This is a genomic window from Marinobacterium zhoushanense, assembly GCF_014641945.1.
GTDB classification, from domain to species: domain Bacteria; phylum Pseudomonadota; class Gammaproteobacteria; order Pseudomonadales; family Balneatricaceae; genus Marinobacterium_D; species Marinobacterium_D zhoushanense.
In genome coordinates this window covers 256,182-269,294 of the sequence record NZ_BMIJ01000008.1, presented here as the reverse complement: position 1 = coordinate 269,294, position 13,113 = coordinate 256,182, and the positions used below count along the sequence as shown (strand labels likewise).

At 57.2% G+C, this 13,113-nt stretch carries 14 protein-coding genes; all 14 read left to right on the top strand.

Annotated features, from left to right (window positions below; genetic code table 11):
- The first annotated feature begins 123 nt into the window (after positions 1-123).
- The 14 genes from rpsB (at position 124) to rnhB (ending at position 13,111) form a co-directional block, all read left to right on the top strand.
- The gene (gene rpsB, locus IEX40_RS19230; RefSeq protein ID WP_188751255.1) at positions 124-861 is read left to right on the top strand and encodes a 30S ribosomal protein S2; all 738 of its coding nucleotides are present in this window, start codon (positions 124-126) and stop codon (positions 859-861) included.
- A gap of 107 nt (positions 862-968) precedes the next feature.
- Complete coding sequence (gene tsf / locus IEX40_RS19225) at positions 969-1,829, top strand: translation elongation factor Ts (RefSeq protein WP_188751254.1); 861 nt, start codon at positions 969-971, stop codon at positions 1,827-1,829.
- An 82-nt stretch (positions 1,830-1,911) separates the two neighbouring features.
- Complete coding sequence (pyrH, locus tag IEX40_RS19220) at positions 1,912-2,658, top strand: UMP kinase (protein WP_188751252.1); 747 nt, start codon at positions 1,912-1,914, stop codon at positions 2,656-2,658.
- A 1-nt stretch (position 2,659) separates the two neighbouring features.
- Positions 2,660-3,217 carry a ribosome recycling factor gene (frr, locus tag IEX40_RS19215; protein WP_188751250.1) on the top strand — a complete coding sequence of 186 codons (558 nt, stop codon included), beginning with the start codon at positions 2,660-2,662 and terminating at the stop codon, positions 3,215-3,217.
- 48 nt (positions 3,218-3,265) lie between these two features.
- Complete coding sequence (uppS, locus tag IEX40_RS19210) at positions 3,266-4,027, top strand: polyprenyl diphosphate synthase (RefSeq protein WP_188751248.1); 762 nt, start codon at positions 3,266-3,268, stop codon at positions 4,025-4,027.
- On the top strand, positions 4,024-4,833 hold the full coding sequence (locus IEX40_RS19205; RefSeq protein ID WP_188751247.1) for a phosphatidate cytidylyltransferase: 810 nt from the start codon (positions 4,024-4,026) through the stop codon (positions 4,831-4,833). The genes uppS and IEX40_RS19205 overlap by 4 nt, the downstream gene beginning before the upstream one ends.
- Before the next feature lie 19 nt (positions 4,834-4,852).
- Complete coding sequence (gene rseP, locus IEX40_RS19200; protein ID WP_188751245.1) at positions 4,853-6,208, top strand: sigma E protease regulator RseP; 1,356 nt, start codon at positions 4,853-4,855, stop codon at positions 6,206-6,208.
- A gap of 45 nt (positions 6,209-6,253) precedes the next feature.
- Complete coding sequence (gene bamA, locus IEX40_RS19195) at positions 6,254-8,569, top strand: outer membrane protein assembly factor BamA (protein WP_188751243.1); 2,316 nt, start codon at positions 6,254-6,256, stop codon at positions 8,567-8,569.
- A 9-nt stretch (positions 8,570-8,578) separates the two neighbouring features.
- Entirely contained in the window at positions 8,579-9,073 is a 495-nt protein-coding gene (locus IEX40_RS19190) for an OmpH/Skp family outer membrane protein (RefSeq protein ID WP_188751241.1), read from the top strand.
- A 6-nt stretch (positions 9,074-9,079) separates the two neighbouring features.
- On the top strand, positions 9,080-10,141 hold the full coding sequence (gene lpxD, locus IEX40_RS19185) for a UDP-3-O-(3-hydroxymyristoyl)glucosamine N-acyltransferase (RefSeq protein WP_188751239.1): 1,062 nt from the start codon (positions 9,080-9,082) through the stop codon (positions 10,139-10,141).
- Positions 10,125-10,565 (top strand): 3-hydroxyacyl-ACP dehydratase FabZ, encoded by a 441-nt coding sequence (gene fabZ, locus IEX40_RS19180; RefSeq protein ID WP_229680847.1) that lies wholly within the window; start codon positions 10,125-10,127, stop codon positions 10,563-10,565. The genes lpxD and fabZ overlap by 17 nt, the downstream gene beginning before the upstream one ends.
- Positions 10,566-11,336 carry an acyl-ACP--UDP-N-acetylglucosamine O-acyltransferase gene (gene lpxA / locus IEX40_RS19175; protein WP_188751237.1) on the top strand — a complete coding sequence of 257 codons (771 nt, stop codon included), beginning with the start codon at positions 10,566-10,568 and terminating at the stop codon, positions 11,334-11,336.
- A gap of 7 nt (positions 11,337-11,343) precedes the next feature.
- Entirely contained in the window at positions 11,344-12,513 is a 1,170-nt protein-coding gene (gene lpxB, locus IEX40_RS19170) for a lipid-A-disaccharide synthase (RefSeq protein WP_188751235.1), read from the top strand.
- Complete coding sequence (gene rnhB / locus IEX40_RS19165) at positions 12,494-13,111, top strand: ribonuclease HII (protein WP_229680846.1); 618 nt, start codon at positions 12,494-12,496, stop codon at positions 13,109-13,111. Before lpxB ends, rnhB begins: the two co-directional genes overlap by 20 nt.
- The last annotated feature ends 2 nt before the right edge of the window (positions 13,112-13,113 follow it).

The window sequence follows — 13,113 nt, the reverse complement described above, 5'->3', positions numbered from 1 at the left end:
TTGGACTTAGTCTAGGGCATTAATACAACACACACATTCCGACACGCCGCTCCTGGGTGCCGCGTATTGCGGTTGGACGGTGGGGGATGTGGAGGTTTAAACCCGTTCAGAGGAACTTTATAAATGGCTAAAGTAAATATGCGTGACCTGCTCAAGGCAGGTGTTCATTTCGGTCACCAGACTCGCTACTGGAACCCCAAGATGTCTCAGTACATCTTTGGTGCGCGCAACAAGATCCATATCATCAACCTCGAGCACACCCTGCCGGCAATGAACTCTGCGCTGGATGTTGTGAAGGGTATGGCTTCGAACAAGAACAAGGTTCTGTTTGTTGGTACCAAGCGTGCGGCTTCCAAAGTGATCAAAGAGGAAGCGGTTCGCGCTGGCATGCCTTACGTCAACCACCGCTGGCTCGGCGGCATGCTGACCAACTACAAGACTATTCGTCAGTCTATTCGTCGTCTGCGTGAGCTGGAAACTCAGTCTCAGGATGGCACCTTTGACAAGCTGACCAAGAAAGAGGCGCTGATGCGCACTCGTGAAATGGAAAAGCTGGAACTGTCTATCGGTGGTATCAAAGAGATGGGCGGCCTGCCGGACGCGCTGTTCGTGATCGATGTTGATCACGAGCGTATCGCTGTCAACGAAGCCAACAAGCTGGGTATCCCTGTTATCGGTATCGTTGATACCAACAGCAACCCGGACGGCATCGATTACGTTATCCCGGGTAACGACGATGCGCTGCGTGCGATTCAGATCTACGCTCAGTCCGTGGCGGATGCCTGCGTCGAAGGCGCTGGTGATGGCGCTAGCGACAAGAGCGAATTTGTAGAAGTTGAAGAGCAGAACGCGGCCGAGTAATCGGGCTGTCAAACGCTGTTACTAAGCTTGAGCGATTCGTAAAGGGGAGCCTGGCTCCCCTTTTTTGGATTCAGATTAAACGCGATTATTTTTGAGGGGTAACCGACATGGCGAACATCTCCGCAGCAATGGTGAAAGAACTGCGCGAGCGCACAGGTCTTGGCATGATGGAGTGCAAAAAAGCACTGGTCGAAGCCGAGGGTGATATCGAAAAAGCGATCGATGATCTGCGTAAATCATCCGGTATGAAAGCTGCCAAAAAAGCCAGCCGTGTTGCTGCTGATGGTGTGGTTGCATTCAAGGTGTCTGACGACAACAGCTACGCCGTTGTGGTCGAAGTGAACTCCGAGACCGACTTCGTCGCTCGTGATGACAACTTCCTGGGCTTCGTCGACAAAGTGCTGGCAAAGGCGTTCGCCGACAAGCAGACCGACGTTGCCGCGCTGATGGCCGGTGATCTGGAATCTGCCCGTGAAGCGCTGGTGCAGAAGATCGGAGAAAACATCTCCGTTCGTCGCGCGCTGCTGGTTGAAGCTCCGGTTGTCGATGGCTACGTCCACAGCAACAAGCGCATCGTATCTCTGGTGGCCCTGACCGGCGGTGAGGCCGAGCTGGCGCGTGATATTTCCATGCACGTTGCCGCGGTTAACCCGCGTGTGGCCAAGCCGGAAGATATGCCGCAGGAAGAGATGGATCGTGAAAAAGAGATCATCATGGCTCAGCCGGATATGGACGGTAAGCCGCAGGAGATCAAGGAAAAGATGGCGGGCGGTCGTCTGAAGAAGTTCCTGTCCGAGAACAGCCTGGTCGAGCAGCCGTTCGTCAAGAACCCGGAGCAGACCGTTGGTCAGCTGGTGAAAGCTGCCGGTGCTGATCTGGTTTCCTTCGTACGTGTCGAAGTCGGCGAAGGTATCGAAGTCGAGAAGAAAGACTTCGCTGCAGAGGTTGCTGAACAGCTCAAGGGCTGATCGGCAACTGGCAGGCTGCGCATCGCGCAGCCTGCGTTCATGTTTTACACTCTGTTACATCCCCTCTTTGGAGAATCCACCCATGCCTCCTACCGATAAACACGCAAAATATAAACGTATCCTGCTGAAGCTCAGTGGCGAAGCGCTGATGGGCGAGGAAAACTTCGGTATCGATCCGAAGGTGCTCAACCGCGTCGCGCTGGAAATCGGGCAGCTGGTCGGTATCGGTGTGCAGGTGGGGATGGTGATCGGTGGTGGCAACCTGTTTCGCGGCGCCGCGCTGAGTGCAGCGGGGCTGGATCGCGTAACCGGTGATCATATGGGGATGCTGGCCACGGTGATGAATGCATTGGCCATGCGTGAGGCGCTTGAGCGGTGCAATATTGCTACCCGCGTTATGTCGGCAATCCCGATGAGCGGTGTGGTGGATCATTACGATCGCCGTAATGCGATGCGCTACCTTAGCCAGGGAGATGTGGTAATCTTTGCCGCCGGAACCGGAAATCCCTTCTTTACCACCGACTCCGCCGCCTGTTTGCGTGGCATCGAGGTTGAAGCGGATGTGGTGCTCAAGGCAACCAAGGTGGATGGTGTGTTCACCGCTGATCCGATGAAGGATCCCAAGGCGGAGCGATATACCCACCTGAGCTTTGACGAGGTGTTGGAAAAGCAGCTCGGCGTCATGGATATGACGGCTATCTGTTTGACGCGCGACCATAATATGCCGGTTCGCGTATTTAACATGAATAAGCATGGGGCGCTTGTGAATCTCGTGGTTGGCGGGAACGAGGGTACCCTGATTGACTGTGGCCCGGCCGCTGGAGAATAAGATGATCCGTGAGATAGTGTCAGACGCCGAAGTGCGTATGAAGAAAAGTATTGAGTCGCTGACCGAACAGTTCAAAAAGATCCGCACCGGACGTGCGACTCCGGCGATTCTGGATGCCGTTCAGGTCTCCTACTATGGCTCGTTGGTGCCGATTCAGCAGGTGGCCAATATCACGGTTGAAGATGCACGCACGCTGATGATCAATCCCTGGGAGAAGAAGATGGTCCCGGAGATTGAGAAGGCGATCATGAAGTCCGACCTCGGTTTGAATCCGGCCACCAGTGGTGATGTGATTCGTGTGCCGATGCCGGCGCTGACCGAAGAAACCCGTAAGGGGTATATTCGCCAGGCTCGTCTGGAGGCGGAGAATGCGCGCGTCGCGATCCGTAACATCCGTCGTGATGCCAATGGTGACTTCAAGGATCTGCTCAAGGAGAAGGAGATCACTGAAGACGAAAATCGTCGCGGTGAAGATCAGATTCAGAAGCTCACCGATAAATTTGTGGGTGAAGTCGATGCGCTGCTGGCGCAGAAAGAAACCGATCTGATGGAAATCTGACGCAGCATCGGGCGGCACGCAGGTGTCGCCCGTCTGTTCGGCCTGCCCATGTCTGAAACCACTAGGCTTATCCTCCCTGAGGGGAAAACACCGCCGCGCCATATCGCCATCATCATGGATGGCAACAACCGCTGGGCGAAAGAGCGACGCAAGGCGGCGCTCTCCGGCCATAAGGCGGGGGTCAATAGCGTCCGTCAGGTGATCGAAGGCTGTATCGAGAGCGGTGTCGAAGTGCTGACGCTGTTTGCATTCAGCAGCGAAAACTGGCGGCGTCCAGCTCTGGAAGTGCGCGGCCTGATGGAGTTGTTTCGAATCGCACTCGATCGCGAAACAACCAAGCTGCTGAAAAATAATATCCGACTTCGCATTGTCGGTGATCGCAGTCGATTCAGCGAGGATCTGCAGAAGCGCATCGCCAAGGCCGAGGAGCTGACCGCTGCTTGCACCGGGCTGCAGTTGAACGTGGCCGCGAACTATGGCGGGCAATGGGATATCGCCCAGGCCGCACGTCGGATCGCAGAGGCGTGTGTGCGCGGCGATCTGGCGCCGGAACAGATCGATGCTGATTTGTTCGATCGCTATACCTGCCTTGCCGACCTGCCCAAGCCAGATCTCTGCATCCGTACTGCTGGCGAACAGCGCATCAGTAACTTCCTGATCTGGCAGTTTGCCTATACCGAATTCTACTTTTCGCCGCTGTACTGGCCCGATTTCGGCAAGGTTCAGGTGCAGGAAGCGATCCTGAGCTTCTGTACCCGCGAGCGTCGCTTTGGTAAGACCAGTGAGCAGTTGGAGGCGGAAAAGGGATGATCAAACAGCGACTGCTGACGGCGCTGGTACTCGGTGTGATCGTGCTTGTCGGAGTGTTTCTGCTGCCGCTACAGGGGTTCGCCCTGGGCTGTGCTTTTGTCATGCTGCTGGCGGCGTTGGAATGGGCCAATCTCGGTACCTTGAATGGCGCTGCAAAATGGCTTTACGCTTTCGCTATCGTGGGGCTGATCGCGCTTGTCTACTTTCTACTGCCCGAAGCGCTGGATGTCTGGTTGCTTGCGGGAGCGGGGGGGTTCTGGCTGTGGGGTTGTTATCTGATCCTGAGCTATCCTTCGCGCCTGGGCTTTTCTGCTCGCCCAGCCAAGCTGCTGATCGGTGTTGCCGTCGTTGTGCCCACCTGGGTAGCGTTGGTGGCGTTGAAGGCGCTGCCGCAAGGGAACTTCGCGTTGCTGATGCTGCTGTTGCTGGTGTGGGGGGCCGACACCGGGGCTTATTGCGCCGGCAAGCTGTTCGGCCGACACAAGTTGATCCCCGAAGTCAGTCCTGGAAAGACTATCGAAGGGTTGGCAGGTGGGGTGCTGACCTGCCTGTTGATCGGTGCGATTGCCGGTGTGTGGCGCGAACTTCCGGCCCCAGCGCTGGTCTACCTGATGGCATTGTCCTTGCTGACCTGTCTTGCTGCCGTATTTGGCGATCTGTTTGAGAGTATGTTCAAGCGAGAGCGCGGTATCAAGGATAGCGGACGATTGCTGCCGGGGCATGGTGGGATTCTCGATCGTATCGATAGTCTGACTGCCGCGGCGCCGATTTTTATGTTGGGTCTATATTGGGCGCCGGCTATCTGATTCCCCGAGGTGGGTTGTTATGGGCATAGTGCAGACGCTGCTAGCAACAATTGTGACCCTTGGTCTGCTGGTCACGATTCATGAGTGGGGCCATTTCTGGGTTGCCAGACGCTGCGGTGTGCGTGTGCTGCGGTTTTCTGTCGGTTTTGGTAAGCCGCTGTGGCTGCGCAAGGGGCGCGACGGCACCGAGTATGTGGTGGCGGCCATCCCTCTGGGTGGCTATGTGCGCATGCTGGATGAGCGTGAGGGGGAGGTGCCGGAGGCGCTTCGCCACCAGGCGTTCAATAATAAGCCGATCTTGCAGCGGATGGCGATTGTTGCCGCGGGCCCCGTGGTCAACCTGCTGTTTGCTGTATTGGCATACTGGTTCCTGTTCGTTTGGGGCGTGACCTCGGTTGTGCCAGTGGTCGGCTCGGTGCAGAGCGACTCGTTGGCGGCTCAGGCGGGGCTGCCCGCCGGTGTCGAGCTGCTGGAGGTCGACGGCCATAGTGTGCAATCCTGGGATGAGGTTAATCTGCGCCTGGCCGCCCGGGTCGGCGAGAGCGGAACTCTGCAGTTGGTGGCGGGTGAACCGAAACGAGGATTGGCACAAAGCTATCAGGCCAGACTCGATCAATGGACCGTGGATCTGGAAAAGGAGTCGCCGATCTCGGCATTCGGCATTCGGCCCTACCGGCCTGAGGTGCCAGCCATCATCGGTTCCCTATCTGAGGGCGGGGTGGCAGAAGCGTCGGGTTTGAGGGTCGGTGACAGGGTCGTGGCCATAGATGGTGAGCCTGTTGGTGACTGGGTCGAGCTGGTCGAGGTGATCCGCAGTTCTCCTCACCGCAGCCTGACGTTTGAGGTGCTGCGCGAAGAGCAGGCGCAGGTGCTTGACATGACACCGGCTGAACGCGTCGACGACAGTGGCCAGCGATACGGTTTTATCGGCGCCGGTGTGGAAGCTGTCGAGTGGCCGCCAGAGATGATCCGTGATCTGCAATATGGCCCAGTCGAAGCGGCTTGGGTTGGGCTGCAAAAAACCGGGCAGATGATCGGTCTGATTCTTGATTCCATCGGCAAGATGATTGCCGGTGCCATCTCGGTAAAAAACTTGAGTGGCCCGATAACCATTGCTAAAGTGGCGGGGGCTTCGGCGGCCTCCGGCCTTGAGTCTTTCGTCAGTTTCCTCGCCTATCTGAGTATTAGCCTCGGCGTGTTGAACCTGCTGCCGATCCCGATGCTCGATGGCGGACACTTGCTGTATCAGTTCATAGAGCTGGTGCGCGGACGGCCGGTAAGCGAAAGAGTACAGATGCTGGGCTTGCGTCTGGGCATGGCAATGTTGCTGAGTCTGATGGCGCTGGCCATTATCAATGACATCGCCAGGCTCTGATCGCCCCCAACCCGAATTCATTATACGGAAATTAAGACCTGCAGCATGAAACGTAAGCTGGGATTGTTACTTGTATCTGTTCTATGGGTGGTTCAAGCATACGCGGCTGAATTTCCGTTCACAGTCAACGACATACGCCTAGAGGGGTTGCAGAGAGTTGAGCCCGGTCTGGTGTTTCGTTACTTTCCCGTCAATGTCGGTGATCGCCTGACTCAGCAGCGCCTGTCCGATGCGACACGGGAGCTGTTCGCGTCTGGCTATTTTGACGATGTGGATATTCTCCGTGACGGCGATGACCTGATTCTGAGCCTGCATGAGCGACCCTCCCTGGCACTGATTCGGATTGAGGGCAACAAGTTCATCAAGGAAGAGGCGCTGCGCGACGGTCTCAAACAGTCAGGCGTTCAGGAGGGTGACGTGTTTCGCCGCTCCGCGGTGGACCAGATCCGTCTCGACCTGCTGCGTGTTTATGTCGGCCAGGGTCGCTACGGCGCCGATATTAAAACCGAAGTGGAGTCTCTGTCCGGTAACCGTGTGGCGCTCAACGTCAACATTACCGAAGGGCGAGAGGCGACGATTCAGCATATCAATATTGTTGGCAACACCCGGTTTTCGGATGACGAATTGACCGAACTGTTCTCGCTGAAGTTGCCCAACTTCTGGACCTTCTACACCAAGAGCGATCGCTATTCGCGCGAAAAGATGTCGGGTGACCTGGAACGCCTGCGCTCCCACTACATGGATCGCGGCTATATCAATTTCGACATTGAGTCGGCCCAGGTTTCCATTACACCGGATAAGAAGCATGTGTATATCACTATCAATATCCACGAGGGTGAACGGTTCAGTGTCGCCGACGTCAGCGTGGCCGGTGATCTGGTGGTGCCACGTGAGGAGTTGGAGGCACTGTTCAGGCTTAAGAGTGGTGATACCTTCTCCCGCCAGGCAATGACGCAGACCCAGGAAAACTTGGTCCGTCGGCTTGGTGATGAAGGCTATATGTTTGCCAACGTAAGCCCTGTGCCCGAGGTACACGATGATGGCACTCTGTCCGTGCGCTATTACATTGAGCCGGGAAAACGGACCTATGTTCGCCGGATCAGTATTCGCGGCAATACGCTGACCTCAGATGAGGTGGTACGTCGCGAACTGGAACAGATGGAAGCGGGGATCGCCACAACTGAAGAGATCGAGCGCTCCAAGGCTCGGCTGGAGAAAACCGGCTATTTCAAGAGCGTCAATGTGGAGACGCGACCGGTACCGGGAACCGACGACCAGGTCGATCTGGAGTATACCATTGAGGAGCAACCGTCAGGTCAGTTCACGGCCAGTATCGGATTCTCCGATAGTGAAGGTATTATCTTCCAGTTGGGTATCGAACAGGACAACTTCCTGGGTACGGGGCGTAAGTTCGGTTTCAATCTGTCCAACAGCTCTACACTGACCGAATATAGTTTTAACTACACCAATCCCTATTACACCGTCGATGGGGTGAGCCGCGGGTTCAACGCCTACTACCGTGAGCGGGATTTCGATGAGGATGATGTCAGCTCCTACACTACCAACGAGATCGGTGGTGGGGTGAACTTCGGTTACCCGATCAATGATTATCAACGCCTCAGCTTCGGTCTGGGGGTGGATCTGACCGAAATTAATCTTTATGCGGATACTGCCGATCTGATCAAGGACTTTGTGGCGGACGAGGGGGATAACTATCTCACCTACAACCTGAACGTCGGCTGGAGCGATAACCACCTCAACAGGGGGTTCTTCCCCTCTAGGGGTTATGCGCAGGGCGTCAGTTTTGATCTGGCGGTACCGGGCAGCGACCTGACCTACTACCGTACCAACTACAACGTGAAGTGGTATCAGCCGATCGATGACAATGAGGTCTGGATCGCGAGTCTCAGGGGTCGGGCTGGCTTCGGTGACAGTCTGGGCGACAATGAGTACCCCTTTTATCGCCACTTCTACGCCGGTGGCTTGAAGAGCGTGCGTGGTTACAGCAACAACTCGCTTGGTCCCACCGACGGCGGCTCCGACGACGATCCATTCGGCGGCAACGTGCTGTTGACCGGCAGCGCTGAGTTTATCTTCCCGACGCCGTTCGTTGGTGACAAGAGTGCCTGGCGCACACTGGTGTTTCTGGATGCCGGTAACGTGTTCTCTACCGACTGCAAAACCGGTCAGAAAAACTGTGCCGATGGCGTCGATCTTGGTGAGCTGCGCTACTCCACAGGCTTGGGACTCAGTTGGCTGACACCCATAGGACCGCTGTCGATTGCGCTTGCAATGCCACTGAATGATGGTCCCGACGACGATACCGAGATATTCCAGTTTGCGCTGGGCCAGACTTTCTAAGGAGAGATTATGAGACGACTCACGACCCTGCTGGCAGCTGCGGCCCTGCTGGTCAGTGTGCAGGCCAATGCAGGTAAGATCGTTGTACTGGATGTACAGCGTGCGCTGCTTAGCTCCAACGCGGCCAGTGACTTTCGCAAGCAGTTGCAGGAAGAGTTTGCTGATGATGAAAAGCAGCTGGTAGATCTTGAGAAGCAGGCTCGCGTACTGCAGGAGAAACTGCAGAAAAATGCAGGGCTGAGCTCCGATGAGGAAGTGAAACAGCTGCGTTTGCAGTTCCAAAAAGCGTTCGGAGAGTACCAGCGACGCGGACAGGAGCTGCAGCAGCAGCGTGCGCAGAGAGAGCAGGTGTTTATTGGCGAGATGAAGCCGCGACTGGATGAGATTATTCAGGGGCTGATCAAGGCGCAGGATATCGACCTTATCGTTAATAAGCAGGCCGCCATCTATGTTGTACCATCGCTCGACATTACCCAGAGCGTCGTTGAGCAACTGAATAAGTAGTAATAGATGCATTATAACCAGGGGTACAGACTGTCCGATCTGGCAGCGCGAGTTGGGGGGCGTGTATCCGGCGACCCGGCTTGCGTAATCCACTCCCTGGCGACCCTGCAGACAGCTGGCCCTGGCCAGCTGTCCTTTTTTGCGAACGGCCGGTATCTGAAACAGTTGCGTGACAGTGTCGCGGAAGCGGTACTGGTTACGCAGGCGTTTGAAGCGGAAGTTAAAGGAAATGCGCTGGTTGTGGCAGATCCCTATCTCGCCTTTGCCGAACTGACGCAACTGTTCGACTGGCGCAGTGCCATAAGGCCAGGTATCCATCCCAGTGCTCAAGTGTCCGATAGGGCTGAGGTATCCCCGGAGGCCGAGATCGGTCCTGGCGTCGTGGTTGGCGACAATGTCAGGATCGACGCCGGAGCCAGCATCGGCGCCAACTCGGTGATTGGTTCCGACTCGGTCATCGGAGTCGACAGCCGGCTGGAGGCGAATGTCACTCTGTATCCCAACGTTAGAATCGGCCAGCGGGTACTGGTGCACAGTGGCGCCGTGCTGGGCGCGGATGGATTTGGTTTCGCAAAGAGCAGCGAACGCTGGGTCAAAATCTGCCAGCTTGGTGGCGTCGAAATCGGCGATGATGTTGAGATCGGCGCCAATACCACGATCGATCGTGGTGCGTTGAATGATACCCGTATCGAGCGGGGAGTTAAGCTCGATAACCAGATTCAGGTCGCGCACAATGTCCAGATCGGTGAAGACACCGCCATCGCGGGCTGTACCGCCATAGCCGGAAGCACTAGAATTGGCCGCCGCTGTACGGTGGCCGGTATGAGCGGTATTACCGGCCACCTTGATATCGCCGATGGTACCCATATTACCGCCATGTCGCTGGTAAGCCGCTCGATCAGCCGCCCAGGTGCTTACTCATCGGGAACTGGCCTGGAGCCCCACCAGCAGTGGAAGCGCAATGTGGTGCGTTTCCGGCAGCTGGATGAGTTGGCCCGGCGCGTACGAAAACTCGAACAGGCTCTAGAGCATATCTCTACTGAAGGTCAAGATGATGATGGATGTTAAAGAAATCCGGGAATACTTACCCCACCGCTACCCGTTTCTGTTGGTGGATCGGGTGGTGGAGTTGAGCCCCGGTGAATCGATTGTGGCGTATAAGAATGTCACGGTGAATGAGCCCTTCTTTAACGGTCATTTTCCTGATCATCCGGTGATGCCCGGCGTGCTGATCATTGAAGCAATGGCCCAGGCAGCCGGTATCCTGGGTTTTAAAACCATGGATAAAACGCCACAAGACGGATCTATCTACTATTTTGTAGGTGCGGATAACGTCAGATTCAAACGACCGGTGGTGCCGGGCGACCGACTGCAGCTGGAGGCCAGGATTGTCTCCGAACGTCGTGGTATCTGGAAGTTCGAAGTTCAATCCAGTGTTGATGGCGAAACGGTCAGTTCTGCCACCATCCTTTGTGCGGACAGGAAGGTGTAAGTGATTCATCCACAGGCTATCGTTGAACCCGGAGCGAAGCTGGCCGAGGATGTCGAGGTCGGCCCCTGGAGCTACATCGGTGCGGATGTCGAGATAGGCCCGGGTACCAGCATCGCGTCCCATGTCGTGATCAAGGGCCCCACCAAGATCGGGGCTGGCAACCGGATTTTCCAGTTTGCCAGTGTTGGTGAGGAGTGTCAGGACAAGAAGTACAACGGCGAACCGACCCAGCTCGTGATTGGCGACCGCAATGTGATCCGCGAGGGCTGTACCATTCACCGCGGTACGGTACAGGACGAGGGGATCACCCGCATCGGCAGCGACAACCTGCTGATGGCTTACGTTCATGTGGCCCATGATTGTATCGTCGGCGATCACTGCATCCTGGCCAACAGCACGGCCCTGGCGGGACACGTCAAGCTTGGCGATTACGCGATACTCGGCGGTTTCACCGCGGTACATCAATTCTGCCAGATCGGCCCCCACGTGATGTGCGGCGCCGGTACCGTGGTGTTGAAGGATATCCCCGCCTATGTCATGGCCAACGGCAATACGGCCGAACCCCATGGTATCAACCTGGAAGGCTTGCGTCGGCGCGGGTTCAGTCCGGAAGCCTTGCGCACCCTGCGTCAGGCGTACAAGATCATCTACCGCAAGAATTTGACCGTTGCTGAGGCGCTGGAGCAGTTGGCTCAACTGGCAGCCTCTGAGCCTGCCGTGCAGCCACTGATCGACTCGCTGAGCAGCTCTAATCGCGGCATCATTCGCTAATCGCGCTATGCGGTCGGTGCGCATTGGCATAGTGGCAGGGGAAGCGTCCGGGGATATTCTGGGCGCTGGCCTGATGCGCGCGCTGCAGGCGCGATACCCGCAGATAGCGTTCGAAGGCATCGGCGGCGAGCTGATGATCGCCGCCGGCTGTCGTTCTCTCTACCCGATGGAGCGATTGTCGGTGATGGGGCTGGTCGAGGTGCTGGGACGTGTACCGGAGCTACTGCGTGAGCGCAAACGCCTGGTGCGCCATTTCATTCAGCATCCCCCTGACCTGTTCATCGGTATCGACGCCCCGGATTTTACCCTCGGTATGGAGCGTCAGCTCAAAGCCGCCGGGATTCCCACTGTGCACTACGTCAGTCCCTCGGTCTGGGCCTGGAAGCGCAAGCGGATCTTCAAGATCAAGCAGAGCACCGACCTGCTGCTGACCCTGTTTCCGTTCGAGGCCAAGGTCTACGCGCCGACCCGGCAGAACCTGCGCTATGTCGGCCATCCGCTGGCCGAGCTGATCCCGGCGCAGATCGATCTGGCTGCGGCACAGGCGGAATATCGGGCGCAGCTGCCTGAGCGGGCGTCGTTGGTCGCGTTACTGCCGGGCAGTCGCGGCAGCGAGATTAAGTATCTGGCGCGCCCCTTCCTGGACACCGCGCGCTGGCTGCAGAACCAGCGGGCCGAGCTGCATTTCATACTGCCGGCGGCCAACCAGAGGCGCTACACCCAGTTGCAGACGCTGATCGCGCAGGAGTATGGCGACCTGAAACTGCAGCTGGTGCTCCAGGGCTCTCGCGAAGTGATGGCGGTTGCCGATGCCATCTTGATCGCATCAGGCACGGCAACGCTGGAGGCCTGTTTACTGAAAAAGCCGATGGTGGTGGCCTACCGCATGGCGGGGCTGACCTATGCGATCTATTCGCGCATGATCAAAAGCCGCTGGATCTCCCTGCCCAACGTACTTGCCGGTGAGGAGATGGTGCCCGAGATTTTGCAGCAGCAGGTGACGCCCGAGGTGCTGGGGCCGTTGGTGCTAAGGGCGCTGGAGGATAGCGACTACCGCGAGCGGTTGGGTGAGGTGTTCGGTGCTATAGGCGAGCAGCTGCGGCAGAATGCCAGTGAGCGCGCAGCGGACGCGGTGGCAGAGTTATTGGAGGCGCAACGTGTCGACGCTGGGGTTTGATTTTCGTCCCGCCGGGCTGGTTGCTGGTGTCGATGAGGTGGGCAGGGGGCCGCTGGTCGGTAATGTAGTGGCGGCGGCCGTTATACTGGATCCCGCCCGGCCGATTGTTGGATTGACCGACTCGAAGAAACTGAGCGCGGCGCGGCGTGAGCGGCTGTACAGCGAGATTCAGGACAGGGCTATCGCCTGGGCGATCGCCAGTGCCTCGCCTGAAGAGATCGATGAATTGAACATTTTGCACGCCAGCATGCTGGCCATGCGACGTGCGGTGTTGGCGCTCGACCCGCAGCCCGAATATGCGTTGATCGATGGTAACCGCTGTCCGGAGCTACCTTGCCCGTCGGAGCCGGTGATCAAGGGCGACCTGCTGGTGGAGGCGATCAGTGCCGCTTCCATTCTGGCCAAGGTGTACCGCGATCGGGAGATGCAGGCGCTGCATCAGCGCTATCCGCAATACGGTTTCGCCAGCCATAAGGGCTATCCGACCCAAGCCCATTTCGAAGCGCTGAGGGTGCACGGTGTGCTGCCGGAGCATCGACGCAGCTTTGCTCCGGTAAAGCGTGTGTTAGACGCAAAACCAATACAGAGCACGGAGTAACA